General features: G+C 71.9%; 14 protein-coding genes, 1 tRNA gene and 2 rRNA genes. 14 read left to right on the forward strand and 3 right to left on the reverse strand.

The annotated features are described in order from the left end of the window. The 4 genes from IEY78_RS04300 to IEY78_RS04315 all read left to right on the forward strand — a co-directional run. Positions 1–147: ribosomal RNA gene (locus IEY78_RS04300) — 23S ribosomal RNA — on the forward strand; the annotation flags it as partial. Positions 148–221: 74 nt separating this feature from the next. Continuing rightward, positions 222–338: ribosomal RNA gene (rrf, locus tag IEY78_RS04305) — 5S ribosomal RNA — on the forward strand. Between the two features lie 115 nt (positions 339–453). Further along, entirely contained in the window at positions 454–1,131 is a 678-nt protein-coding gene (locus tag IEY78_RS04310) for a DegT/DnrJ/EryC1/StrS family aminotransferase (protein ID WP_189096213.1), read from the forward strand. 63 nt (positions 1,132–1,194) lie between these two features. Continuing rightward, positions 1,195–1,267: transfer RNA gene (locus IEY78_RS04315), tRNA-Thr, on the forward strand. 174 nt (positions 1,268–1,441) lie between these two features. Here the strand turns inward: IEY78_RS04315 and IEY78_RS04320 are convergent. Then, positions 1,442–4,114, reverse strand: coding sequence for a SpoIIE family protein phosphatase (locus tag IEY78_RS04320; RefSeq protein ID WP_373294058.1), 2,673 nt, complete (start codon positions 4,112–4,114; stop codon positions 1,442–1,444). Positions 4,115–4,374: 260 nt separating this feature from the next. Between IEY78_RS04320 and IEY78_RS04325 the strand changes: the two genes are divergently transcribed. From IEY78_RS04325 to IEY78_RS34170, 10 genes are all read left to right on the forward strand, one after another. Further along, positions 4,375–9,897: a HAMP domain-containing protein gene (locus tag IEY78_RS04325; protein ID WP_189096214.1), complete on the forward strand. Its 5,523-nt coding sequence runs from the start codon at positions 4,375–4,377 to the stop codon at positions 9,895–9,897. A gap of 255 nt (positions 9,898–10,152) precedes the next feature. Further along, the gene (locus tag IEY78_RS04330) at positions 10,153–10,812 is read left to right on the forward strand and encodes a response regulator (RefSeq protein ID WP_189096215.1); all 660 of its coding nucleotides are present in this window, start codon (positions 10,153–10,155) and stop codon (positions 10,810–10,812) included. Positions 10,813–10,904: 92 nt separating this feature from the next. Next, complete coding sequence (locus IEY78_RS04335; protein ID WP_189096216.1) at positions 10,905–13,682, forward strand: DNA translocase FtsK; 2,778 nt, start codon at positions 10,905–10,907, stop codon at positions 13,680–13,682. A gap of 224 nt (positions 13,683–13,906) precedes the next feature. Beyond that, a complete protein-coding gene (locus tag IEY78_RS04340; RefSeq protein ID WP_189096217.1) occupies positions 13,907–14,710 on the forward strand; it encodes a helix-turn-helix domain-containing protein in 804 nt (267 codons plus the stop codon). A 103-nt stretch (positions 14,711–14,813) separates the two neighbouring features. Continuing rightward, positions 14,814–16,316, forward strand: coding sequence for a 30S ribosomal protein S12 methylthiotransferase RimO (rimO, locus tag IEY78_RS04345; RefSeq protein ID WP_189096218.1), 1,503 nt, complete (start codon positions 14,814–14,816; stop codon positions 16,314–16,316). Further along, positions 16,313–16,963: a CDP-diacylglycerol--glycerol-3-phosphate 3-phosphatidyltransferase gene (gene pgsA, locus IEY78_RS04350; protein ID WP_189096219.1), complete on the forward strand. Its 651-nt coding sequence runs from the start codon at positions 16,313–16,315 to the stop codon at positions 16,961–16,963. Before rimO ends, pgsA begins: the two co-directional genes overlap by 4 nt. Further along, on the forward strand, positions 16,960–17,496 hold the full coding sequence (locus tag IEY78_RS04355) for a CinA family protein (RefSeq protein ID WP_189096220.1): 537 nt from the start codon (positions 16,960–16,962) through the stop codon (positions 17,494–17,496). Before pgsA ends, IEY78_RS04355 begins: the two co-directional genes overlap by 4 nt. Positions 17,497–17,590: 94 nt before the next feature. Further along, positions 17,591–17,974, forward strand: coding sequence for a helix-turn-helix domain-containing protein (locus tag IEY78_RS04360; protein ID WP_189096221.1), 384 nt, complete (start codon positions 17,591–17,593; stop codon positions 17,972–17,974). A 184-nt stretch (positions 17,975–18,158) separates the two neighbouring features. Next, positions 18,159–18,629, forward strand: coding sequence for a Dps family protein (locus IEY78_RS04365; RefSeq protein ID WP_189096222.1), 471 nt, complete (start codon positions 18,159–18,161; stop codon positions 18,627–18,629). Between the two features lie 158 nt (positions 18,630–18,787). Then, entirely contained in the window at positions 18,788–19,192 is a 405-nt protein-coding gene (locus IEY78_RS34170) for a hypothetical protein (RefSeq protein ID WP_229699705.1), read from the forward strand. A gap of 176 nt (positions 19,193–19,368) precedes the next feature. Here the strand turns inward: IEY78_RS34170 and IEY78_RS04375 are convergent, their stop codons facing one another. Continuing rightward, positions 19,369–20,175 carry a DNA-formamidopyrimidine glycosylase family protein gene (locus IEY78_RS04375; RefSeq protein ID WP_189096223.1) on the reverse strand — a complete coding sequence of 269 codons (807 nt, stop codon included), beginning with the start codon at positions 20,173–20,175 and terminating at the stop codon, positions 19,369–19,371. Positions 20,176–20,241: 66 nt separating this feature from the next. Further along, entirely contained in the window at positions 20,242–25,014 is a 4,773-nt protein-coding gene (locus IEY78_RS04380; RefSeq protein ID WP_189096224.1) for an Lhr family helicase, read from the reverse strand. Between the last annotated feature and the right edge of the window lie 65 nt (positions 25,015–25,079).

Raw genomic sequence — 25,079 nt, forward strand, 5'->3', positions numbered from 1 at the left:
CTAAGCGGGAAGCCTGCTTCGAGATGAGGACTCCCACCCCCTTTGAGGGGTTAAGGCTCCCAGTAGACGACTGGGTTGATAGGCCAGATATGGAAGCGCCGTAAGGTGTGGAGTTGACTGGTACTAATAGGCCGAGGGCTTGTCCTCAGTTGCTCGCGTCCACTGTGTAGGTTCTGAAGTAACGACCTGTGATTGTGCCGGGTTGGTCAACTTCATAGTGTTTCGGTGGTCATAGCGTTAGGGAAACGCCCGGTTACATTTCGAACCCGGAAGCTAAGCCTTTCAGCGCCGATGGTACTGCAGGGGGGACCCTGTGGGAGAGTAGGACGCCGCCGAACAATCATTCAGCTCCGGTCCCTGAACCTTCTGGTTCAGGGACCGGAGCTTTTTTGTTCTGATTTTCGGGTGGTGGGCGTAACTCGACGTTCATCTCAGCTGACCAGGATCCGTTTCATGCGGACAGTGGGAACGCTCAAGTCGGCCGGTGTACGTGCTGGTGACGAGGTCGTGGTGCCGGCCTACGGCAACGCCGAGGTGGCCCGGGCCGTGGTGGAGCTGGGCGCGGTACCGGTCTTCGCCGATCTCGATATCGACAGCTACTGCCTCGATCCCGCCGCGGTGGCGGACGTGGTCACCGGGCGGACCGTCGCCGTCGTGGCCGTCAACCGGTTCGGGCGGCAGGCGGACGCCGGCTGGATCCGTGAAGTGGGCCAGCGGCACGGTCTGTTGGTTCTGGTGAACGACGAGCCCGGGGCCCGCGCGGAGGGCGTGGAGCTGCGCCGGGAACAGGCGTCGTACCTGGACGGAAGGCTGCGCGGGGTCTGGACGCCGACGCCGGCCGCGGGGCACACCTACGAGCAGTACGTGGTGCGGGTGCCGGGGAACGGGCGGCCGGACCGCGATGCCTTCGCGCGGGCCCTGCGGGCCAAGGGAGTTGGCTGCAAGGTGCCCGTGCTGGCCCCGGTGTACCGGATGCCGGGGCTGCGGCGGGACGTGTTCCTGCCGCAGACGGAGCGGGCGGTGGACGAGACGCTGGCGCTGCCCGTGCACCCGGAGATGTCGCGGCGGGAGCTGCACAAGATGGTGAGCGCCTGCAATGCGCTGGGCGGATTGCAGCAGCCGGCCTTTTAGCCGCGGGGCGGGGGACGGTTCGAATCTGCCGCGGAGTTGGGGTAATATTCTTTCCGTTGCCGCGCCCCAATAGCTCAGTCGGCAGAGCGTCTCCATGGTAAGGAGAAGGTCTACGGTTCGATTCCGTATTGGGGCTCAGAGAACGAAGGCCCTCGCCATATGGCGAGGGCCTTCGTCGTATGCGGACGCGGGCGGTGGCGCGTCTCAGCCCGACGATTCCCTGCCGCGGGCCGGATATGACAAGTCGTAAGGAAAAGGGGGCCGGTGGCCGTCGGACATCGATGTCCGACGGCCACCGGCCCCCTGCGGATCAGCTCGCCTGGGGCTCGGGGACGCGCAGGGCGAGGATGGCCATGTCGTCGGAGGCCGGCTCGGCGGCGAAGCGCTCCACGGCGCGCAGCACGCGGGTGGCGACGGCGCCGGCCGTCAGGCCCGTGCAGGTGGTCAGGACGTCGGTGAGGCCGTCGTCGCCGAGCATGCGGGTGCCCTCGCGGCGTTCGGTGACGCCGTCGGTGACGCACAGCAGGACGTCGCCGGGGTCGAGGGTGACGGTCTGTTCGTAGAGTTCGAGGTCGTCCATGACGCCCAGCAGGGGCTGGGGTTCGGCGGCCGGCTCCACCGAGCCGTCCTGGCGCAGCCGGAGCGGCAGGGGATGGCCGGCACAGACGACCTTGAGCAGGGCGCTGCCGTCGTCCTGCGGCCACAGCTCGCCGTAAAGGAGCGTCAGGAAGCGGCTGCGGGCGCCCTCGTCGAGGATGGCGGCGTTGAGCCGCTCCAGGACGGCGGGGCCGCCGAGGCCCTCGCGGGCGAGGAGGCGGAGGGCGTGCCGGGCGAGGCCGGTGACGGCTGCCGCCTCCGGGCCCGTGCCGCAGACGTCGCCGATGGCGAAGCCGTAGGCGCCGTCGTGGATCGGGAAGAGGTCGTAGAAGTCGCCGCCGACCTCGTTGCCCTCGCCGGCCGCGCGGTAGATGACCTCGACCTCGACGCCGGGCACGGCGGGCAGCGGCTCCGGGGGCAGCAGGCTGCGCTGGAGGGACTGGCTGATGGCCGTGCGCTCGGAGTAGAGGCGGGCGTTGTCCAGGGCGAGGGCGGCGCGGCGGGAGAGGTCCTCGGCGAGTTCGAGGATCTCCTGGCGGAAGTGCTCCTCGGTGGGCTTGCCGAGGGTGAGCATGCCGATGACGCGGTTGCGGGCGACCAGCGGCAGCACGACGGTCTCCCCGCCGACCGCGGAGGCGGTGGCGAGGGTGGTGCCGGGGCCCGTGGAGGGGCGGGCCGAGTTGCCCAGGCCCAGGCTGCGCATCGAGGTCCGCAGGGCGGCGTCGTGCGCGGCGTCGCTGGGGGCGGTCCACACGCGCGCCCCGGGGGTGGGCACGGGCTCGGGCGGGTCGACCTTCATCAGCAGGGTCTTGAGCCCGTCGATGCGGTCCTCGTCCTCGTGCAGGACATAGGACAGCTCGGGCTCGGAGGCCTGGTCGGCGACGGTGTAGACCGCGCACCAGGTGGCGAGGGTGGGGACCGTCATCTGGGCCATCAGGGCCAGCGTCTGGTCCCGGTCGAGGGTGCCGGCCAGCAGGTCGGAGGCCTCGACGAGGAAGGAGAGCGAGCCGCGGCGCAGCTTCTCCAGCTCGGTCAGGCGGGCGCGCTCGACGGCGAGCGCGATGCGGTCGGCGGCGAACTGGAGGCGGAGCGCCTCCTCGTTGGTGTACCGGCCGGCGCTCTCCGCGGCGACGCCCAGGGAGCCGGTGAGCCGCCCCTCGACCTTCAGCGGGACGGTGACGACCGAGCGCATGCCCGTGCCGCTGAGGAGCGGAACGGCGCCCGGGACGGCCGTGAGGTCCTCGTGGACGGCGGGCATCCGGGCGGAGCCGTAGCGCCCGGATCCGGCCTCCACGGGGACGCGGGCGAACCGCTGGCGGGCGGAGGGCAGGCCCGTGGAGGCACGCACCTCCAGCTCGGTCTCGTCGTCGGTGGCCAGGAGGAGGTAGGCGGCGTCGCCGTCGAGCATGTCGCGGGCGCGCTCGACGGTGCGCTGGAGCAGGCCGTCGAGGTCGTCGGGCGCCGGGGAGCCGATGAAGACCTCGAACGGGTCGGAGGGGCGGCCCTCCGCCTGTGCGGCCTGGCTGGCGGAGTCCGGCGCGGGGGTGCGCGGGGGGCTCTGCAGGATCGCCCGCTCGTGGTCGCGCACCAGGAGGCAGACCGTGGAGGCCTCGCCGTCGGCGTCGCGGACGCGCAGGTGGGAGGCGTAGACGGGGACGACCCGGCCGTCGGCGCCCCTTATGCCGTAGGAGCCCTCCCAGCGGGAGAGCTGGAGCGCCTCGGCGATGCCGGTGCCGGTGCCGGGGGTGTGCGGCCAGGCGGCGAAGTCGGTGAGCGGTTTGCCGATGACCTGCTCGGGGTCGTAGGCGAAGAGGTCCTGGGCGTCCTCGTTCCAGAAGCTGATGCAGCCGCCGCGGTCGATCTGGATCACGGCGACGCGTACCCGGGTGTCGGCGACCGGGAGGGCGTCGACGGGCAGGGCCGGGCCGGCGGAGCGGGTGCCGGCCGGGCGCTCGGGGAGGTCGAGCTGGAACCACACGTGTTTTTGTGCGGCGGTGTACTCGACGCCCCAGCGGGCGGCCAGCGCGCCGCACAGCAGCAGGCCGCGGCCGCCCTCGCGGTCCGGGTGGACGACGACCTGGCCGGCGTTCTGGAGCGGGATCTCGCGCTCGGGGTAGCGGTCGGCGACGGAGATCCGTACCCCTGCGTCATTGCGCAGACACAGCACGTCGGCGGCGGTGCCGGCGTGCACCACGGCGTTGGTGACCAGCTCGCTGGTCAGGACGACGGCGTCGTCGACGATGTCGGCGCAGCCCCAGCCCTGGAGGGTGTCGCGGACGAATGCACGGGCAGTGGCGACCGAGCGCCCGACCGGCTCGAATGTTGCGGCGGCCCGCGCGGTGATCACTGGTCTCCTCATGCGTGTGTCGGTGATCTGCTCCCCCATGGTCGCGGCGCCCCTCCGAATACCTGTTGTGCGTGCCACCGCCCGTGCTCGGGGGACGGGCCGGGTGGACAGCCGTATGCCAGGTTACTTACCTTCGCCGCACCCGAGGATGCCGGTCACGTGTGTTTCCGTCCCAATCGTGCCCCGGGACGGTGTGCGATGCTGCCGAACTGTTATGGCCTGGTTGAGCCATGGTGAAACACTGGGCAAGTATCAAGAGAAAGCCCGGGTAGAACGGTCGACCCTGCGGGAGGGACACGGTGGAGTCTGGCGCAGCGGCGCGGGGCGCAAGCACACGCGCGAAAGGCGGACGATCCCGGAACAACGGGACGACCGAGGTGGATACGGCTGCGCTCAATCGGCTGCTGGTCGCTTTGGTGGCCATGCGGGACGGGAACTTCCGCAAGCGGCTCACGGTTTCCGGCGAAGGCGTCATGTCGGAGATCGCCGCGGTCTTCAACGAGGTCGCGGACCGCAATCTGCATCTCACGGGCGAGCTGGCGCGGGTGCGCCGGGTCGTGGGCCGCGAGGGCAAGCTGACGGAGCGGCTGGAGGTCGGCGCCGCGGAGGGCTCCTGGGCCGCGGCCATCGACGCCTCGAACGCCCTGGTGGACGACCTCGTACGGCCCGTCTCCGAGGTGGGGCGGGTGCTGTCGGCGGTGTCCGAGGGCGACCTGGAACAGCGGATGGATCTGCGGTCGCGCAGTTCGGACAGCTCTTCGGAGCACCCCCTGCGGGGTGAATTCCTGAAGGTCGGCCGGACCGTCAACGGGCTGGTGGACCAGCTCTCCGCGTTCACCGACGAGGTCACCAGGGTGGCCAGCGAGGTCGGCACGGAGGGCAAGCTCGGCGGGCAGGCCCGGGTGCGCGGAATGTCGGGTTCCTGGAAGGATCTGACGGAATCCGTCAACACCATGGCGTCCCGGCTGACGGCCCAGGTACGTGACATTGCTCTCGTCACCACCGCGGTGGCCAAGGGCGATCTGTCGCGCAAGGTGACCGTGCATGTCGCCGGCGAGATGCTGGAGCTGAAGAACACCGTCAACACGATGGTCGACCAGCTCTCCTCGTTCGCCTCCGAGGTGACGCGCGTCGCCCGCGAGGTGGGCACCGAGGGCGAACTCGGCGGTCAGGCGCAGGTCCCCGGCGTGGCCGGCGTGTGGAAGGACCTGACGGATTCGGTCAATCTCATGGCCGGCAACCTCACCGCGCAGGTGCGCGGGATCGCCCAGGTCACCACGGCCGTCGCGAACGGCGACCTGTCGCAGAAGGTCACGGTCAGCGCACGCGGCGAGGTCGCGCAGCTGGCCGACACCATCAACACCATGACCGAGACGCTGCGGACGTTCGCCGACGAGGTCACGCGGGTGGCGAACGAGGTCGGCGCCGAGGGCCAGCTCGGCGGTCAGGCGCAGGTGCCGGGCGCGGCGGGGACGTGGAAGGACCTGACGGACTCCGTCAACACGGCCTTCCGCAACCTCACCGCGCAGGTCCGGGACATCGCGCAGGTGACGACGGCGGTCGCCAACGGCGATCTGTCCCAGACGGTCACCGTCGATGTGGCCGGTGAAATGCTGGAGTTGAAGAACACCGTCAACACGATGGTGGGCCAGCTCTCCTCGTTCGGTGCCGAAGTGACGCGCGTGGCGCGGGAGATCGGCGTCGAGGGTGAGCTGGGCGGCCAGGCGGCGGTCCCGGGCGCGGCCGGGACGTGGAAGGACCTGACGGACTCCGTCAACACCGCCTTCCGCAACCTCACCGGGCAGGTGCGCAACATCGCCCAGGTGACGACCGCGGTGGCCAACGGCGACCTGTCGCAGAAGGTCACCGTCGACGTCTCCGGCGAGATGCTCCAGCTGAAGAACACCGTGAACACCATGGTCGACCAGCTGTCCTCGTTCGCCGACCAGGTCACGCGGATGGCCAGGGACGTGGGCACGGAGGGCCGGCTGGGCGGTCAGGCCCGGGTGGACGGCGTCAGCGGCACCTGGAAGGAACTGACCGACTCCGTCAACTTCATGGCGGGCAACCTGACGTCGCAGGTGCGGCAGATCGCGCAGGTGACGACGGCGGTCGCCCGTGGTGACCTGTCGCAGAAGATCGACGTGGACGCGCGCGGCGAGATCCTGGAGCTGAAGAACACCATCAACACGATGGTCGACCAGCTCTCCGCCTTCGCCGAGCAGGTCACCCGGGTCGCCCGGGAGGTCGGTACGGACGGCCGGCTGGGCGGTCAGGCGCAGGTGCCGGGCGTCGCGGGCGTCTGGCGCGATCTGACCGACTCGGTGAACGGCATGGCCGGCAACCTGACGGCCCAGGTCCGCAACATCGCGCAGGTCGCCACGGCGGTCGCGCGCGGTGACCTGTCGCAGAAGATCGACGTGGACGCCCGGGGCGAGATCCTGGAGCTGAAGAACACCCTGAACACCATGGTCGACCAGCTCTCCTCGTTCGCGGAGCAGGTCACCCGGGTCGCCCGCGAGGTGGGCACCGAGGGCATCCTGGGCGGCCAGGCGGAGGTGCAGGGCGTCAGCGGGACGTGGAAGGACCTGACCCAGTCCGTCAACTTCATGGCGAACAACCTGACCTCGCAGGTGCGCAACATCGCCGAGGTGACGACCGCGGTGGCCCGCGGTGACCTGTCCAAGAAGATCACCGTCGACGCCAAGGGCGAGATCCTCGAACTGGTCACGACCGTCAACACGATGGTCGACCAGCTGTCGTCGTTCGCCGAGCAGGTGACCCGGGTGGCCCGTGAGGTGGGCACCGAGGGCCAGTTGGGCGGTCAGGCGCGGGTGCCGGGCGCCACCGGTATCTGGCTGGACCTCAGCGACAACGTCAACCTGATGGCCAACAACCTGACCATCCAGGTGCGCAACATCTCCCAGGTCTCGGCGGCGGTCGCCAACGGGGACCTGACCAAGAAGGTCACGGTCGAGGCGCGCGGCGAGGTCGCGCAGCTCGCCGACACGGTCAACACCATGGTGACCACGCTGTCGTCGTTCGCCGACGAGGTCACCCGGGTGGCCCGTGAGGTGGGCACCGACGGCATCCTGGGCGGCCAGGCCCGCGTTCCCGGCGTCGCCGGTACGTGGAAGGACCTCACCGAGTCCGTGAACTCGATGGCCAACAACCTCACCGGCCAGGTCCGCAACATCGCCATGGTCACCACCGCCATCGCCAAGGGCGACCTGACCAAGAAGATCGACATCGACGCGCGGGGCGAGATCCTCGCGCTGAAGACCACCATCAACACGATGGTCGACCAGCTCTCGTCCTTCGCCGAGCAGGTCACCAGAGTGGCCCGCGAGGTGGGCACGGAAGGCCAGCTGGGCGGTCAGGCGCAGGTGCGCGGCGTGGCCGGCACCTGGCGGGACCTGACCGAGTCGGTGAACGAGATGGCCGGCAACCTGACCCGTCAGGTGCGTGCCATCGCTGCGGTCGCCGCGGCGGTCACCCTCGGGGACCACAACGTCCGCATCGACGTGGACGCGGCCGGCGAGATCCTGGAGCTCCAGGACAACGTCAACACCATGATCTCCACGCTCCGGGAGACCACCCTCGCCAACGAGGAACAGGACTGGCTCAAGGGCAACCTGGCCCGGATCTCGGGTCTGATGCAGGGCCGGCGCGACCTCAAGGACGTCGCCACGCTCATCATGAGCGAGCTGTCGCCCGCGGTCTCCGCCCAGCACGGCGCGTTCTTCCTCGCCGCGCAGCCCGACAGCCGGGAGATCGGGGCCGACGGCGCCGAGGCGGGCGCGTACGAGCTGCGGCTGATGGGCTCGTACGGCTACGCGATGGGCGGCATGCCGACGACCTTCAAACCCGGCGAGACGCTGATCGGCACGGCCGCGGAGGAGGGGCGCACCATCCTGGTGGAGAACGTCCCGTCCGGCTATCTCAAGATCGCCTCCGGACTGGGCGAGGCGCCGCCGGCGAATGTGATCGTGCTGCCGGTGCTGTTCGAGGACAAGGTGCTCGGCGTGATCGAGCTGGCGTCCTTCCAGCCGTTCACCCAGATCCAGAAGGACTTCCTCAGCCAGATCGCCGAGATGATCGCGACCAGCGTCAACACCATCTCGGTCAACACCAAGACCGAGGTGCTGCTCAAGCAGTCGCAGGAGCTGACCGAGCAGCTCAAGGAGCGGTCGGGCGAGCTGGAGAGCCGGCAGAAGGCGCTGGAGCTGTCCAACACCGAGCTGGAGGAGAAGGCCGAGCAGCTGCGCGCGCAGAACCGCGACATCGAGGTGAAGAACACCGAGATCGAGGAGGCGCGCCAGGTCCTGGAGGAGCGCGCCGAACAACTCGCGGTCTCCATGCGCTACAAGTCGGAGTTCCTGGCGAACATGTCGCACGAGCTGCGCACGCCGCTGAACTCCCTGCTGATTCTGGCCAAATTGCTGGCCGACAACGCCGAGGGGAACCTCTCGCCCAAGCAGGTCGAATTCGCCGAGACCATCCACGGCGCCGGCAGCGACCTGCTCCAGCTGATCAACGACATCCTGGACCTGTCCAAGGTCGAGGCGGGCAAGATGGACGTCAGCCCGACCCGGATCGCGCTGGTCCAGCTCGTCGACTACGTGGAGGCCACGTTCCGGCCGCTGACCGCCGAGAAGGGGCTCGACTTCTCCGTACGGGTCTCCCCGGAGCTGCCGGCCACCCTGCACACCGACGAGCAGCGACTGCTCCAGGTGCTGCGCAATCTGCTGTCCAACGCGGTGAAGTTCACCGACAGCGGCGCCGTCGAGCTGGTGATCCGGCCGGCCGGGGCGGACGTCCCGGTGCCCATCAGGGAGCAGCTGCTGGAGCACGGCTCGCTGCGCGACCCGGACGCGGACATGATCGCCTTCTCGGTCACCGACACCGGTATCGGCATCGCCTCCAGCAAGATGCGGGTCATCTTCGAGGCGTTCAAACAGGCCGACGGCACGACCAGCCGCAAATACGGCGGTACGGGCCTGGGCCTGTCCATCAGCCGGGAGATCGCCCGGCTGCTGGGCGGCGAGATCCACGCCGCGAGCGAGCCCAACCGCGGCTCCACCTTCACGCTCTACCTGCCGCACAATCCGGGCGGGCTGCCGCCGCAGGGCTACCCGCAGCTGGTGGCCGGCGGGCTCGCGATGGACGCGGAGGCGCGCGAGACCGAGGTCGGACGGGAAGAGGCCCAGGAGCAGCAGGAGTTCGAGCAGGGCTCCGGCGGCAGTCTCAACCGGCGCCGCCGACGGGCCGTTTCGGGCTCCCCGCGGCGCTTCGAGTTGCCCGGCCGCCCGGCGGACCAGGCTCCGCCGCAGGAGGCGCCACAGGCGCCGCAGACGCCGCCTCGGCCCGCAGCCCCGCAGCCCGCTGAGGAGCCCTGGCTCGGCAACGGCCAGGACCTGGTGGACCCGGTCTTCCAGGGTGGCTTCCACGGCGAGAAGGTGCTGATCGTCGACGACGACATCCGCAACGTCTTCGCGCTCACCAGCGTCCTGGAGCAGCACGGCCTGTCCGTGCTGTACGCGGAGAACGGGCGTGAGGGCATCGAGGTGCTGGAGCAGCACGACGACATCGTGCTGGTCCTGATGGACATCATGATGCCGGAGATGGACGGCTACGCGACGACGGCGGCGATCCGCCGGATGCCGCAGTTCGCCGGGCTTCCCATCATCGCGCTGACCGCGAAGGCGATGAAGGGCGACCGCGAGAAGAGCATCGATTCCGGCGCCTCCGACTACGTGACCAAGCCGGTGGATACCGATCATCTGTTGTCGGTCATGGAGCAATGGATGCGCGCGGAGTGACGGAGCGTCCAGTATGGAGGCGAAAGAGGATCATCGCGTGCTGACTCAGTGTGGCCGTGGACGTGTGGAAGCCTGGTATTCGGGGAACCTTCTGGTCCCTGTCTGCGTTTCTGCTACGTGCACAGTGACATCGCGGTGACAGGGTGTGGCGACAGACGGGGTGCAGCTACCATGACCGGCACAAGGACGGGCGGCGTGACGGAGTCGTCCCCTGGGGCGGCGTCCGGTGCCATGCCGGGGCGAGGAGGACGGGCCATGGTGCAGAAGGCCAAGATCCTCCTGGTCGATGACCGGCCGGAGAATCTGCTGGCGCTGGAGGCGATCCTCTCTGCGCTCGATCAGACACTGGTGCGGGCATCGTCCGGGGAGGAAGCGCTCAAAGCACTGCTCACGGACGATTTCGCGGTGATTCTGCTCGATGTGCAGATGCCGGGGATGGACGGATTCGAGACCGCGGCGCACATCAAGCGCCGGGAGCGTACCCGCGACATCCCGATCATCTTCCTCACGGCCATCAACCACGGCCCGCACCACACGTTCCGCGGTTACGCGGCCGGTGCGGTGGACTACATCTCCAAGCCGTTCGACCCGTGGGTGCTGCGGGCCAAGGTCTCGGTGTTCGTCGAGCTCTACATGAAGAACTGCCAACTGCGCGAGCAGGCCTCCCTGCTGAGGCTGCAGCTGGAGGGCGGCCGGCCCAGCGCCGACGAGGCGAAGGAGTCGGCGGGGCTGCTCGCGGAGCTCTCCGCGCGACTGGCCGCGGTCGAGGAGCAGGCCGAGGCGCTGTCCAAGCAGCTGGACGAGACGGCGGACGCGGCGGCGGTGGCCACCGCCGCCCATCTGGAGCGCAAACTGACCGGCCTGCGCAGGGCGCTGGATGCCCTGGAGCCGGGGTCGGGCAGCGCCGCCGGGTGACTGACGCCCTTTCATGAGACGGGCGCGCGACACGTTCGGGTGAAGCGCCGTGCGCTCGTATCACGGCCGCGTTCGCCTGTAATCTCGACGCCATGGCCTCACGTACGTCCGGCAAGGGAACCCAGAGCTCGGCGGGACCCTCGAAGCAGCGCGCCGGACGGACCGCGGGCGCCGCCAAGAAGACCGCAGCGAAGAAGGCGCCCGCGAGGCCGCCGGCGAAGAAGACCGCCGCGAAGAAGGCACCGGCCAAGAGGGCGCCCGCGAAGAAGGCGGCCGCCCGGCCGGCGCCGTCGCCCACCGGTGGCGTCTACCGCCTGGCCCGCGCCTGCTGGCTGGGCGTCGCGCACACCATCGGGGCGATGTTCCGCGGGATGGGCCGCGGCGCGAAGAACCTCGACCCGGCGCACCGCAAGGACGGGCTGGCGCTGCTGCTGCTCGGCCTGGCGCTGGTCATCGCGGGCGGGACCTGGTCCAACCTCAGCGGCCCGGTCGGCGACCTCGTCGAACTCCTGGTGACCGGCGCGTTCGGCCGGCTCGACCTGGTCGTGCCGATACTGCTCGCCGGCATCGCCATCCGCCTCATCCGCCACCCCGAGCGGCCGGAGGCCAACGGCCGGATCGTCATCGGGCTGTCGGCGCTGGTGGTCGGCGTGCTGGGGCAGGTCGCGATGGCCTGCGGATCGCCGGGCCGGGACGACGGGCTGTCCGCCATACAGGACGCCGGCGGCTATCTGGGGTGGGTGGCGTCCAAACCGCTGATCTTCACCGTCGGACAGACCCTGGCCGTGGCGCTGCTGGTGCTGCTGACCGTCTTCGGGCTGCTGGTGGTCACCGCGACGCCGGTCAACGCCATCCCGCAGCGGCTGCGCGCGCTCGGCGTCCGGCTGGGCGTGGTGCACCCGGCGGACGCCGCGGCGGACGGCTACGGGGCCGCGGCGTACGAGGACTACGACGACGAGTGGCGTGAGCAGCCCGTGCGCGGGCAGCGCCGCGGCGCCGCCGCGAGCACCGCCGCCGACCCCGACGCGATAGAGGAAGCGGCCCTGGCCAAGCGGCGCCGTCCGCGCCGGGCCTCCGACCGGCCCGCCGACGACCGGCCGATGGACGCGGTGGATGTCGCCGCCGCGGCCGCCGCCGCGCTGGACGGCGCGGTGCTGCACGGCGTCCAGCCCTCCCCGCTCGTCGCCGGCCTCAGCAGCAGCGTCTCCGGTGAGATCCGCGGCCGGGACGGCGAGGACACCGCGGGGGAGAGCGGCACGGTGCCGCCGGCCCGCGGAGCCGGCCGGCCGGCCGGCGCGAGCGAGCAGACCCCGGCGGTCCCGGACTTCACCAAGGCCCCGCCCGAGCCGTCCGGCGATCTGCCGCCGCGCGCCGAGCAGCTCCAGCTGGCCGGGGACATCACCTACTCGCTGCCCTCGCTGGACCTGCTCGCGCGAGGCGGCCCCGGCAAGACCCGCAGCGCCGCGAACGACGCCATAGTGGCCTCGCTGACCACCGTCTTCCAGGAGTTCAAGGTCGACGCCGCGGTCACCGGCTTCACCCGCGGTCCGACGGTCACCCGCTACGAGGTCGAGCTGGGTCCGGCCGTCAAGGTCGAGAAGATCACCGCGCTGGCCAAGAACATCGCCTACGCCGTGGCCAGCCCCGACGTCCGCATCATCAGCCCGATCCCCGGCAAGTCCGCGGTCGGCATCGAGATCCCCAACACCGACCGCGAGATGGTCAACCTCGGCGATGTGCTGCGGCTGGCCGACGCCGCGGGCGACGAGCACCCGATGCTGGTGGCGCTCGGCAAGGACGTCGAGGGCGGCTACGTCATGGCCAACATGACGAAGATGCCGCACGTCCTGGTGGCCGGCGCCACCGGCTCCGGCAAGTCCTCCTGCATCAACTGCCTGATCACCTCCGTGATGGTGCGGGCCACCCCGGAGGACGTCCGGATGGTCCTCGTCGACCCCAAGCGCGTCGAGCTGACCGCCTACGAGGGCATCCCGCACCTGATCACCCCGATCATCACCAACCCCAAGCGCGCCGCCGAGGCGCTCCAGTGGGTGGTCCGCGAGATGGACCTGCGCTACGACGACCTCGCCGCCTACGGCTTCCGGCACATCGACGACTTCAACGAGGCGGTCCGGGCCGGCAAGGTCAGCTCGCCCGAGGGCAGCGAGCGCGAGCTGGCGCCGTACCCGTATCTGCTGGTCATCGTGGACGAGCTGGCGGACCTGATGATGGTGGCCCCGCGCGATGTGGAGGACTCCATCGTCCGCATCACCCAGCTCGCCCGTGCCGCCGGCATCCATCTGGTGCTCGCCACCCAGCGCCCGTCCGTCGATGTCGTCACCGGCCTGATCAAGGCCAATGTGCCCTCCCGGCTCGCGTTCGCCACCTCCTCGCTCGCCGACAGCCGGGTCATCCTCGACCAGCCGGGCGCCGAGAAGCTGATCGGCAAGGGCGACGGGCTGTTCCTGCCGATGGGGGCGAACAAGCCGGTCCGCATGCAGGGCGCGTTCGTGACCGAGGAGGAGGTCGCGGCCGTCGTCCAGCACTGCAAGGACCAGATGGCGCCCGTCTTCCGCGACGACGTCACCGTCGGCACGGCGAAGAAGAAGGAGATCGACGAGGACATCGGCGACGACCTGGATCTGCTGTGCCAGGCCGCTGAGCTGGTGGTTTCCACCCAATTCGGGTCGACGTCGATGCTCCAGCGCAAGCTGCGGGTGGGGTTCGCCAAGGCCGGGCGGCTGATGGACCTGATGGAGTCGCGGAACGTCGTCGGGCCCAGCGAGGGGTCCAAGGCGCGCGACGTCCTGGTGAAGCCGGACGAATTGGACGGAGTGCTGGCGGTGATCCGTGGGGAGGCTACCGAGTAGCACAGATATCCGGGCCGCGCGCGCGGGAGCAGAAGGCAACCGTTTCTCCTGCCAAGACGTCAAGTTGAGGGAGATGAGCGAACGATGCTCCACCACCGAACCCCACGGCACCGCCGATGGCGTTCCGATGGCGTACAAACTCCGCTCTCCCGCTTGCCCCACCCTTTCGCCCCACCCCTAGACTGAACTTCCAGCAGGTGGCTACACGCTCGAAAGGCGCCCCCGTGTCCATCGGCAACTCCCCCGAAGCAGACCGGCCTTCCGTCGGTGCTGCCCTCCAGCAGGCCCGTATCGGAGCGGGACTGACCGTCGAAGAGGTCAGTGCGACGACACGGGTGCGCATCCCCCTCGTGCAGGCCATCGAGCAGGACGACTTCTCCCGCTGCGGCGGCGACGTCTACGCCCGCGGGCACATCCGGGCGCTCGCCCACGCCGTGTCCCTCGACGCCCGCCCGCTGATCGACCGGTTCGACGCCGAGCACGGCGGCCGGCCCGCGCCGACCCCGGCCGCACCGCTCTACGAGGCCGAGCGGATCCGTTCCGAGCCGCGCCGCCCCAACTGGACCGCGGCGATGGTCGCGGCGATCGTCGCCGTCGTCGGGTTCGCGGGCTTCACGCTCTTCACGGGCGGCGACAAGAGCAGCGGCGGCCCGATCGCGGCCGGTGACAACGCCAAGCAGGCACCCGCGCCCACCCGCCATCCGTCGACGATCAAGCCGCCGCTCTCGCCCGAGCCCTCCGACAGCGCCGTCGCCGGACTGCCGAAGGACAAGGTCACGATCAAGGTCACCGCCCGCGACGGCCAGAGCTGGATCTCCGCCAAGGACGCCAGCGGCAAGCTCCTGGAGGACGGCCTGCTCAAGAAGGGCGAGTCCAAGACCATCACCGACAAGGAGCGGATCGACCTGGTCCTCGGCAACGCCGGAGCCGTACAGCTGTACGTCAACGGCAAGGAGGTCAAGGAGATCGGCCACAAGGGCACCGTGGAGCGGCTGAGCTACACGCCGGGGGATCCCCAGGCGGGCTGAGCGCGCCTCCCGGGAGGCGTTCGCCGCCGGTCCCGGGCCCCCGGGAGCGGCGGCGGAGACCTGCGCGCCGAGGGGGCACCCGGGACGAAGTAGGCTGAGCCCCATGCCCGAACGCCGTACCGTCGCCCTTGTCACCCTTGGCTGCGCCCGTAACGAGGTGGACTCGGAGGAGCTCGCAGGCCGCCTGGCAGCGGACGGCTGGGAGCTCGTCGAGGAAGCCGCCGATGCCGATGTCGCCGTCGTCAACACCTGTGGATTCGTCGAGGCCGCCAAGAAGGACTCCGTCGATGCCCTGCTGGAAGCCAACGATCTGAAGGATCAGGGCAGAACCCAGGCCGTCGTGGCCGTCGGCTGCATGGCCGAGCGCTACGGCAAGGAACTCGCCGAGGCGCTGCCCGAAGCCGACGGCGTGCTCGGCTTCGACGACTACACCGACATCTCCGGCCGCCTCCAGACCATCCTGAGCGGCGGCATCCACGCCTCACACACCCCGCGCGACCGCCGCAAGCTGCTGCCGATCAGCCCGGCCGAGCGCCAGGACTCAGCCGGGGTCGCCCTGCCCGGCCACGCCCAGAGCGGCTCCGACGAACCGGCGGCCGCGCCCGAGGACCTGCCGGAGGGTGTCGCGCCGGCCTCCGGGCCGCGGGCCCCGCTGCGCCGCCGGCTCGGCAGCAACCCGGTCGCCTCGGTGAAGCTGGCCTCCGGCTGCGACCGGCGCTGCTCGTTCTGCGCCATCCCGTCCTTCCGCGGCTCGTTCATCTCCCGCCGTCCCTCCGACGTGCTCGGGGAGACCCGCTGGCTGGCCGGCCAGGGCGTGAAGGAGGTCATGCTGGTCTCCGAGAACAACACCTCCTACGGCAAGGACCTCGGCGACATCCGGCTGCTGGAGACGCTGCTGCCGGAGCTGGCGGCCGTCGACGGCGTCGAGCGGATCCGGGTCAGCTACCTCCAGCCGGCCGAGATGCGCCCCGGCCTGATCGACGTCCTGACCGGCACCGACAAGGTCGCGCCCTACTTCGATCTCTCCTTCCAGCACTCGGCGCCCGGTGTGCTGCGCACGATGCGCCGCTTCGGCGGCACCGACAGCTTCCTGGAGCTGCTGGAGACCATCCGCGGCAAGGCGCCGCAGGCCGGTGCCCGCTCCAACTTCATCGTCGGCTTCCCCGGGGAGAGCGAGAGCGACCTCGCGGAGCTGGAGCGCTTCCTGACCGAGGCCCGGCTCGACGCCATCGGCGTCTTCGGCTACTCCGACGAGGACGGCACCGAGGCCGCGTCGTACGAGGGCAAGGTCGACCCGGACGTGGTCGCCGAGCGGCTGGCGCGGGTGTCGCGGCTGGCCGAGGAGCTGACCGCACAGCGTGCCGAGGAGCGGATCGGCGAGACGGTGCGGGTGCTGGTCGACCGGAACGACGACGAGGACGGTCTCGTCGGGCGGGCCGCGCACCAGGCGCCGGAGACCGACGGCGTCACCCTGCTGTCGACCGACCTGGAGCTGGCGCCCGGTCGTATGGTCGAAGCAAAGGTAGTGGCGAGCGAGGGCGTCGATCTCGTCGCGGAGGTGCTGTCGGTGGAGGGCACAGGGTGTACCGAGGAGGCGACCAGATGAGCGGAATCCCGGCTTCCGCGGCGGGTGGCCCGCGCCCGGCGCCGGCCGTCCGGCAGGCCGGGCTGTGGAACATCGCCAACGTGCTGACGATGCTGCGGCTGGTGCTGGTCCCGGCCTTCGTGGTGCTGCTGATGCACGACAACGGCACCGATCCCGTCTGGCGGGTCTTCGCCTGGGCCGCCTTCGCCGTCGCCATGATCACCGACGTCTTCGACGGGCATCTGGCCCGCGCGTACAACCTGGTCACCGACTTCGGCAAGATCGCCGACCCGATCGCCGACAAGGCGATCATGGGCGCCGCGCTCATCTGCCTGTCGGTGCTGGGCGATCTTCCCTGGTGGGTGACCGGGGTGATCCTCTTCCGTGAGCTCGGGATCACGCTGATGCGGTTCTGGGTGATCAAGCACGGTGTCATTCCGGCCAGCCGGGGCGGCAAGATCAAGACATTGGCACAGGGCACCGCGGTCGGGATGTACGTCCTGGTGCTGACCGGACCGCTGGCGACCTTCCGCTGGTGGGTGATGGCGGTGGCCGTGCTGCTGACCGTCGCCACCGGACTCGACTACGTCCGGCAGGCCGTGGTGCTGCGCCGGGCCGGGCTGGCCCGGGAGCGGGCCGGGAGCCCCGAGCAGGACGCGGTTCGGTGAACGGGCCGGGTTCTGCCGCGGCCCGGGCGCTGGAGCTGCTCGCCGCCCGGGGGCAGAGCCTGGCGGTGGCCGAATCGCTGACCGGCGGCCTGGTGGCGGGCGCGCTGACCGCCGTCCCCGGGGCCTCACGGGTCCTGCGGGGCTCGGTCACGGCGTACGCCACCGATCTCAAGCGGGAGCTGCTGGGCGTGGACGGCGCCCTGCTGGCCGCGCAGGGGGCCGTGGACGGCGAGGTCGCGCGGCAGATGGCGGTCGGCGTGCGGCGGGTGCTGGGCGCCGACTGGGGCATCGCCACCACGGGCGTCGCCGGGCCCGATCCGCAGGACGGGCATCCGGTGGGCACCGTTTTCGTGGCGGTGCGGGGACCGCAGGGCGCCGGGGAGGTGCGCCGGCTCACGCTGGAGGGCGACCGCGACCGGATCCGACAGAACACCATCGGGGCCGTGCTCGCGCTGTTGTTGTGCGAACTTGCAGAAAATGCGCGGGCACAGGATACGGAACAACACGGGGGGAATGGATGTTTGCAGCCCTGAGTGAACACGTACTTGCGCCCGGCACGCGTACGGCCCGAGGCGGTACGGTGGGGCGAGAAGGATCCGGATCCGAGGTCCGAGGAGGGAGCCAGCGATGATTCTGCTTCGTCGCCTGCTGGGTGACGTGCTGCGCCGACAGCGTCAGCGCCAGGGCCGAACCCTGCGCGAGGTCTCTTCCTCCGCCCGGGTATCGCTCGGCTATTTGTCCGAGGTCGAGAGGGGGCAGAAGGAGGCGTCCTCCGAGCTGCTCTCGTCGATCTGTGACGCGCTGGACGTGCGCATGTCCGAGCTCATGCGGGAAGTCAGCGACGAGCTCGCGCTCGCCGAGCTGGCAGCGTCCGCGGCCGCGAGCGACCCGGTGCCCGCACCGGTACGGCCGAAGCTCAACGCGGTGTCCGTCACGTCCCTGGCCGGTGTGCCCGAGGACCGCGTGACCATCAAGTCCCCGGCCGACGTCGTGGATGTCGTCGCGGCCTGACACCCCTGTTCGTACGCATCGAAGCCCCGGCGGGCAGCACCCCGCCGGGGCTTCGTGCTGCCCACCGGGGCGCGGGTGTGCGGCGCAGCGGGGGCGTCCTGCCGGGCCTCCTCGGCCGCTCCTCCCGGGCGATTCATTTGTACGATGACAAAATCGGAAGAATCGCCCAAAAAGGAGTATCTGGATGTCTGTGGTCAAGAGCACACTCTCCGACGAGGGCCGCGGCATCGTCGGGCGTGCCCTCCAGGGGGCCCTGGTGGACCTGGTGGATCTCTCCCTCGTCGCCAAGCAGGTGCACTGGAACGTGGTCGGTCCGCGCTTCCGCTCGGTGCACCTCCAGCTCGACGACGTGGTCGCCAGCGCGCGGACGCACGCCGACACGGTGGCCGAGCGGGCGTCCGCGATCGGGGTGCCGCCCGACGGGCGGGCCGCCACCGTCGCCAAGACCAGCGGCATCAGCGAGATCGGGGACGGCTGGATCAAGGACGTCGAGGTGGTGCGGGCGATGGTGGAGGCACTGTCCGCGGTCATCGGCCGGATGCGGGAGCGGATCCAGGCGACCGCGGATCCGGACCCGGTCAGCCAGGACCTCCTCATCGGCCTGACCGCCGACCTGGAGAAGCACCACTGGATGTTCCAGGCCGAGGCCCACTGACGGACCGCCTCGCCCGCCGCCGGGCCGTCCGGGCCCGGTCCGTCCCGCTCGCGGCGGCTCCTCGCGGGCGTGCGAGACCGTCCACGCGCCGGGAACGCCCCGGTGCGCCCTCCCGCCGGGCGGCGGGTCCCGTCTAGCGTCGGCCGGAGGAGGCAGCCATGGGGTGGCGTGACGTCACGGCCCGCGGGCGGGCCGGCCGGCAGCCGCGGGCCGTACCGGGGCGCTGGATATCCGCGGCCGTCGTCGGGGGGCTGTGGTGGTGGGCCGCGGTCCGGCTGGTGCTGTGGCCGCAGTCGGCGGGGGTGGTCGAAGGGGCCGTCGTCCTGGGCGGCTGGGGGCTCAGCCTGCTGCCGGTGCACTGCGTTCCGTGGACGGACCGGGGGAGCGGCAGATTCCGCCGGGTGCTGGCGCGCGTGGGGCTGGGGGGCAGGGGGCGAGGGGGTTCCTGGGGGTCGGTGAGTGCCGGGGGGTTCGAGGTCGGGCCGCGGGGCGGTGGCGACGGGGAGGGCGATGTCGGCGGGCGGGTGGGGGATCCGGGGAGTCCTGGGGAGCGTGAGGGGTGAGGCAGGGGTGGCTGGGTGAGGCAAGGGTGGTCGGGTGCGGCACGGGGTGCGGCGTCGAACGGCTCTCGGGTCCCGGCGCAGTGGTGACGGCAGGCTCCTCGTTCCGAGCCTGACCCTGCCTGGTCTCCTTCGTTGACGGGAAGGCGTCGGTCGGCATCGGAGCGGGGCGTTGCGGGTCAGTCGGCGGCGGCGCCCGGAGGGTCGGGCTGGCAGGTGGGGCACCAATAGGTGACACGTTCCTCGGCGGTGGGGTCCCGGTCGGCGCTCCGGACCGCCGTTCCGCAGCGCCGGCAGGGGCGGCCGGCCCGGCCGTAGACCCAGAGCCGGCGATCGGGGCGGGCGCTGGGTGTGGTGACGCGGGCGGGGCGCCGCTTGTTGGCCTCCAGCAGCTTCTTGGCGAGGGCGGGCACGCGCTCGGGGCGGGGCAGCCGGCCGACCGGCAGCCAGGGGGAGGCGCGCAGCACGAAGCACAGCTCGCACTTGTAGACGTTGCCGATCCCGGCGAGATTGCGCTGGTCGAGCAGGGCCTCGCCGAGCGGCCGTGCCGGGTCCGAGGACAGACGGCGCAGGGCCTCGGCGGGGTCCCAGTCGGGGCCGAGGAGATCGGGTCCCAGATGGCCGACGACCTGTGACTCCTCGGCGGTGCGCAGCAGGTCGAGGACGGGCAGGCGGTAGCCGACGGCGGTGTGTCCGGCGGTGCCGAGGATCGCCCGGATCTGGTGGGCGGGGCCGCCGCGCCAGCGCTCGGCCGGGGCGTAGATCTTCCATGCACCGTCCATCCGCAGATGGGAGTGGAGCGTGAGGCCGCCCTCGAAACGGGTGAGGAGATGCTTCCCGCGCGGGACCACCTCCAGCACCCGGCGACCGGTCAGATCCACCGTGGCGAGCCGCGGCACGCGCAGGTCGCAGCGGGTCAGCGGGTGGCCGGCCAGCGCCTCGTGCAGCCGCTGGGCCAGGCGCCAGACGGTGTCGCCTTCGGGCATGCCCCCATCATGCCGGGAGGCGGCGTGCGCGGGCCGGGCGCGGACCGTATCGCGGCGCCGCGGACCTCACCCCCGCAGCCGCAGGCCCCGCGGGGTGGGGTGGAAGCCGGCGGACTCCAGGGTGGCCGCGAAGGGGGAGGTGAGGGCGGAGCCGCCATTGATGCGTTCGGTGGTGACGGTGCCCAGGGCGCCGGCCCGGGCGGCGCCGGTGAGGGCCTCGACGGCGAGCAGGACGCGCGGGTCGGAGGCGGCGACCGCTGGATCGTGCCCCAGGGGCCACAGGAGCAGGGTCTTGCCGCCGCGCTCCATGTAGAGCGTCAGCTCGCCGTCGACCAGGACGACCAGGGAGCCCGCCTTGCGGCCGGGCTTGTGGGTCGATCCCTCGGGCGGCTCGGGCCAGGGCAGGGCGGCGCCGTAGGCGTTGGCGGGGTCGGCGGCGGCCAGCAGGACGGCGCGCTGCGGGCCACCGCGCCGGGCCGGCGGGGGGCCGCCGTCCGGCAGCGCCTCGTCGGCGGTGCGCTCCCGCTGGGTGCTGACCGCGCGCAGCCGGTCCACCGCGCCGTCCATCGCGAACTGGGCGGCGCCCAGCCCCTCCACCACATAGCCGCGGCGGGCCTGCCCGGACTCCTCGAAGGCGGCCAGGACGCGATAGGCGGCGGAGAAGCCGCCCTCGACGCCCTCGGCGGCGACCGCGCCGCGGGTGACGATGCCGTGCCGGTCCAGGAGCGCACGGGCCAGGGCGTGGGCGCGGTGGGTGGGGTCCGGCTCGGCGGCGGGCAGCAGCGACCAGCGGCCGCCGACGGTCGGCGGCCCGGACCGGGAGGCGGTGGGGCGCAGGCCGCGGCCCGCGCCACCGGAGTGCCCCCAGCGGCCCCGGGGGGTGGCGCGGCGGGCGCGATGGGCGGTGGAGCCGGCGGTCCGGCCCGAGCCGAGGAGGGCGCGCAGCGGGGCCAGGGTGTCGTTGGTCAGCCGGCCCGACCAGGCCAGCTCCCACAGCGCGTCGGCCAGTTGCGGGTCGGTGGCCTCGGGGTGGGTGGTGGCGCGGACCTGGTCGGCGAGCTGGCGGAAGAACAGGCCGTACCCGGGGGCGAGGGCGGTCAGCAACGACTCGTGCAGCGCGGAGAGTTCCAGCGGGAGCGGCGGCGGGAGCAGCAGCGGCGCGGTGTCGGCGAGATGGAGGGAGAGCCAGCCGTCCTTCCCGGGGAGCGCACCCGCGCCGGCCCACACCACCTCGCCGGTGGCGGTGAGTTCGTCCAACAGCGCGGGGGTGTAGCCGCCGACGCGGGACGGGAGCACCAGCTTCTCCAGGGCGGAGGCCGGAACCGGTGCGCCCTGGAGCTGCTCGACGGCGCGCGCCAGGCCGTCGATGCCGCGCAGTGCGTGCGACGGGCCGCCGGAGGCCGCCGGGGCGCCGCCCGCCGCGGCCGGGCGCGGGGCGCCGACGTGCTGCCACTGGGGGAGGAAGGCGGCGAGCGCGGCGGGCGGTACCGGCTCCAGCTCCTCGCGCAGGGCGGCCAGCGAGCGGCGGCGCAGCCGGCGCAGCACCTGGACGTCGCACCACTCCTGGCCGATGCCCGCGGGGTGGAACTCCCCCTGGACGACCCGGCCGGCGGCGGCGAGGCGGTGCAGCGCGCCGTCCGTGACGGCCGTGCCGAGACCGAAGCGGGCGGCGGCCTGCTCGGAGGTGAACGGGCCGTGGGTGCGGCCGTAGCGGGACAGCAGATCGCCGAGCGGGTCCTTGACCGGTTCGGTGAACGACTCCGGGACGCCGACCGGCAGCGCCGTGCCCAGGGCGTCGCGGAGCCGGCCGGCGTCCTCGACGGCGGCCCAGCGGTCGGCGCCGGCGATCCGCACCCGGATGGCGCGGCGGGCGGCGGACAGCTCACCGGCCCACGCCGGATCCGCGCCCCGCCCGGTCAGCTCCTCGTCGGTCAGCGGGCCCAGCACCCGCAGTACATCGGCCACCCCCTCGACGTCCTTGACCCGCCGGTCCTCCGTCAGCCACTGCAGCTCGCGCTCCAGCTCGGCCAGCACCTCGGCGTCCAGCAGCTCGCGCAGCTCGGCCTGGCCCAGCAGTTCGGCCAGCAGCCGGGAGTCCAGGGAAAGGGCGGCGGCGCGGCGCTCGGCGAGGGGGGAGTCGCCCTCGTACAGGAACTGGGCGACATAGCCGAACAGCAGCGAGCGGGCGAACGGGGACGGCTCGGGGGTGGTGACCTCCACCAGGCGGACCCGGCGGGCCTCGATGTCGCCCATCAGTTCCGTCAGGCCCGGTACGTCGAAGACGTCCTGGAGGCATTCGCGGACGGCTTCCAGCACGATCGGGAACGACCCGAACTCGCTCGCCACCTGGAGGAGCTGGGCGGCCCGCTGCCGCTGCTGCCACAGCGGGGTGCGCTTGCCGGGGCTGCGCCGCGGCAGCAGCAGGGCCCGGGCGGCGCACTCGCGGAACCGGGAGGCGAACAGCGCGGACCCGCCGACCTGGTCGGTGACGAGCTGATCGACCTCGCCGTGGTCGAAGGCGACATCGGCGGCACCCACCGGGGACTGCTCCGGGTCGTACTCCGTGCCGCGGCCGTGCAGGCCCGGGTCGGCGGCCGGGTCGAACCCGGTGTCGCCGTCGAGGAGGTCGAGGCCCATCAGGTCGGCGTCGGGCAGCCGCAGCACGATGCCGTCGTCGGCGTGCATCACCTGGGCGTCCATGCCGTAGCGCTCGGCGAGGCGGGCCCCCAGCGCCAGCGCCCAGGGGGCGTGCACCTGCGCGCCGAACGGGGAGTGGATGACCACCCGCCAGTCGCCCAGCTCGTCGCGGAAGCGCTCCACGACGATCGTGCGGTCGTCGGGGACGTGGCCGCAGGCCTGCTTCTGCTCGGCGAGATAGCTCAGCACATTGGACACCGCCCAGTCGTCCAGCCCGGCGGCGGACAGCCGGTCGTGGGCCTGATCGGGGCCGAGCGAGCCGACCTCCCGGAGGAACGCGCCGAGCGCACGGCCCAGTTCGAGGGGGCGGCCGAGCTGGTCGCCCTTCCAGAACGGCAGCCGGCCCGGCACCCCGGGGGCGGGGGTGACCAGCACCCGGTCGCGGGTGATGTCCTCGATGCGCCAGGACGTCGTGCCGAGCGTGAAGACATCGCCGACGCGGGACTCGTAGACCATCTCCTCGTCCAGCTCCCCCACCCGTCGCCCACCCCCCTTGCCGGAGTCGCTGCCCGCCAGGAACACCCCGAAGAGGCCGCGGTCGGGGATCGTGCCGCCGGAGGTGACGGCCAGCCGCTGGGCTCCGGGACGGCCCGTGACGGTCCGTGCGACGCGGTCCCACACCAGGCGCGGCCGCAGTTCGGCGAAGGCGTCGGAGGGGTAGCGGCCGGCGAGCATGTCCAATACGGCGGTGAACGCCGACTCGGGGAGCGCGGCGAAGGGCGCCGCCCGCCGGACGACGGCCAGCAGCTCCTCGACGTCCCAGGTCTCCATCGCGGTCATGGCGACGAGCTGCTGGGCGAGCACGTCCAGGGGATTGGCCGGCACCCGCAGCGCCTCGATCGCCCCCGACCGCATCCGCTCGGTGACCACCGCGGCCTGCACCAGGTCACCGCGGTACTTCGGGAAGACGATGCCCGTCGAGACCGCGCCGACCTGGTGCCCGGCCCGGCCGACGCGCTGGAGCCCGGACGCCACCGACGGCGGGGACTCCACCTGGACGACCAGATCGACCGCGCCCATGTCGATGCCCAGCTCCAGGCTGGACGTGGCGACCACGGCGGGCAGCCGGCCGGCCTTCAAGTCCTCCTCCACCTGGGCGCGCTGCTCCTTGGACACCGACCCGTGGTGGGCGCGGGCCAGCACCGGCGGCGCACCCTTGGCGGCGCCGGCCTCCGCCATCAGCTCGGCGGGGGAGTGGTGCTCGGGCAGGGCCTCTCCCGTCGCCCGCTCGTAGGCGATCTCGTTGAGGCGGTTGCACAGGCGCTCGGCCAGGCGGCGGGAGTTGGCGAAGACGATCGTGGAGCGGTGGGCCTGGACGAGATCGGCGATCCTCTCCTCGACCTGCGGCCAGATGGACGGCTTCTCGCCGGTCTCGCCCTCCTGGACCGGCGAGCCGCCCAGTTCGCCCATGTCCTCCACCGGGACGACCACCGACAGGTCGAACCGCTTCCCGGACTCCGGCTGGACGATCTCCACCCGGCGCTGCGGCGAGAGATAGCGGGCCACCTCCTCCACGGGCCGCACCGTCGCCGACAGCCCGATGCGCCGCGCCGGGCGGTCCAGCTGCTCGTCCAGCCGCTCCAGGGACAGCGCGAGGTGCGCGCCGCGCTTGGTGCCGGCCACCGCGTGCACCTCGTCGACGATCACCGTCTCGACGCCCGCCAGCGCCTCCCGGGCCGAGGAGGTCAGCATCAGGAACAGCGACTCGGGGGTGGTGATGAGGATGTCCGGCGGGCGGTTGGCGAGCGAACGGCGCTCGGCGGGCGGGGTGTCCCCGGAGCGGATGCCGACCGTGAGGTCCGGCTCCGGCAGCCCTAGACGGACCGACTCCTGGCGGATGCCCGTAAGGGGACTGCGCAGATTGCGCTCCACATCGACCGCCAGCGCCTTGAGCGGCGACACGTACAGCACCCGGCAGCGCTTCTTCGCCTCGGCGGGCGGGGGAGTGCTGGCCAGCGCGTCCAGGGAGGCGAGGAAGGCGGCGAGCGTCTTGCCGGATCCCGTCGGCGCCACCACCAGGACGTCCGAGCCCGCGCCGATCGCCCGCCAGGCACCTTCCTGCGCGGCGGTGGGCGCACTGAACGCCCCGGCGAACCAACCGCGGGTCGCGGGCGAGAACGAATCGAGCGCTGCGTCGGCCATGTTCCCCATCGTGCACCGGACCACTGACAACGAGGCCCCGCCCGCGCGCCCGCCCGGCCGCTCAC

The sequence above is a fragment of the Streptomyces kronopolitis genome (genome assembly GCF_014646275.1).
Classification (GTDB): Bacteria; Actinomycetota; Actinomycetes; order Streptomycetales; family Streptomycetaceae; genus Streptomyces; species Streptomyces kronopolitis.

Excerpts from the sequence above, each read along its gene's own strand:
- IEY78_RS04360 (WP_189096221.1), top strand. The coding sequence starts at position 17,591 with ATGATTCTGCTTCGTCGCCTGCTGGGTGACGTGCTGCGCCGACAGCGT.
- IEY78_RS04320 (WP_373294058.1), bottom strand. The coding sequence starts at position 4,114 with ATGGGGGAGCAGATCACCGACACACGCATGAGGAGACCAGTGATCACC.
- IEY78_RS04335 (WP_189096216.1), top strand. The coding sequence starts at position 10,905 with ATGGCCTCACGTACGTCCGGCAAGGGAACCCAGAGCTCGGCGGGACCC.
- IEY78_RS04380 (WP_189096224.1), bottom strand. The coding sequence starts at position 25,014 with ATGGCCGACGCAGCGCTCGATTCGTTCTCGCCCGCGACCCGCGGTTGG.
- IEY78_RS04375 (WP_189096223.1), bottom strand. The coding sequence starts at position 20,175 with ATGCCCGAAGGCGACACCGTCTGGCGCCTGGCCCAGCGGCTGCACGAG.
- IEY78_RS04365 (WP_189096222.1), top strand. The coding sequence starts at position 18,159 with ATGTCTGTGGTCAAGAGCACACTCTCCGACGAGGGCCGCGGCATCGTC.
- IEY78_RS04310 (WP_189096213.1), top strand. The coding sequence starts at position 454 with ATGCGGACAGTGGGAACGCTCAAGTCGGCCGGTGTACGTGCTGGTGAC.
- IEY78_RS34170 (WP_229699705.1), top strand. The coding sequence starts at position 18,788 with ATGGGGTGGCGTGACGTCACGGCCCGCGGGCGGGCCGGCCGGCAGCCG.
- IEY78_RS04330 (WP_189096215.1), top strand. The coding sequence starts at position 10,153 with ATGGTGCAGAAGGCCAAGATCCTCCTGGTCGATGACCGGCCGGAGAAT.
- pgsA (WP_189096219.1), top strand. The coding sequence starts at position 16,313 with ATGAGCGGAATCCCGGCTTCCGCGGCGGGTGGCCCGCGCCCGGCGCCG.
- rimO (WP_189096218.1), top strand. The coding sequence starts at position 14,814 with ATGCCCGAACGCCGTACCGTCGCCCTTGTCACCCTTGGCTGCGCCCGT.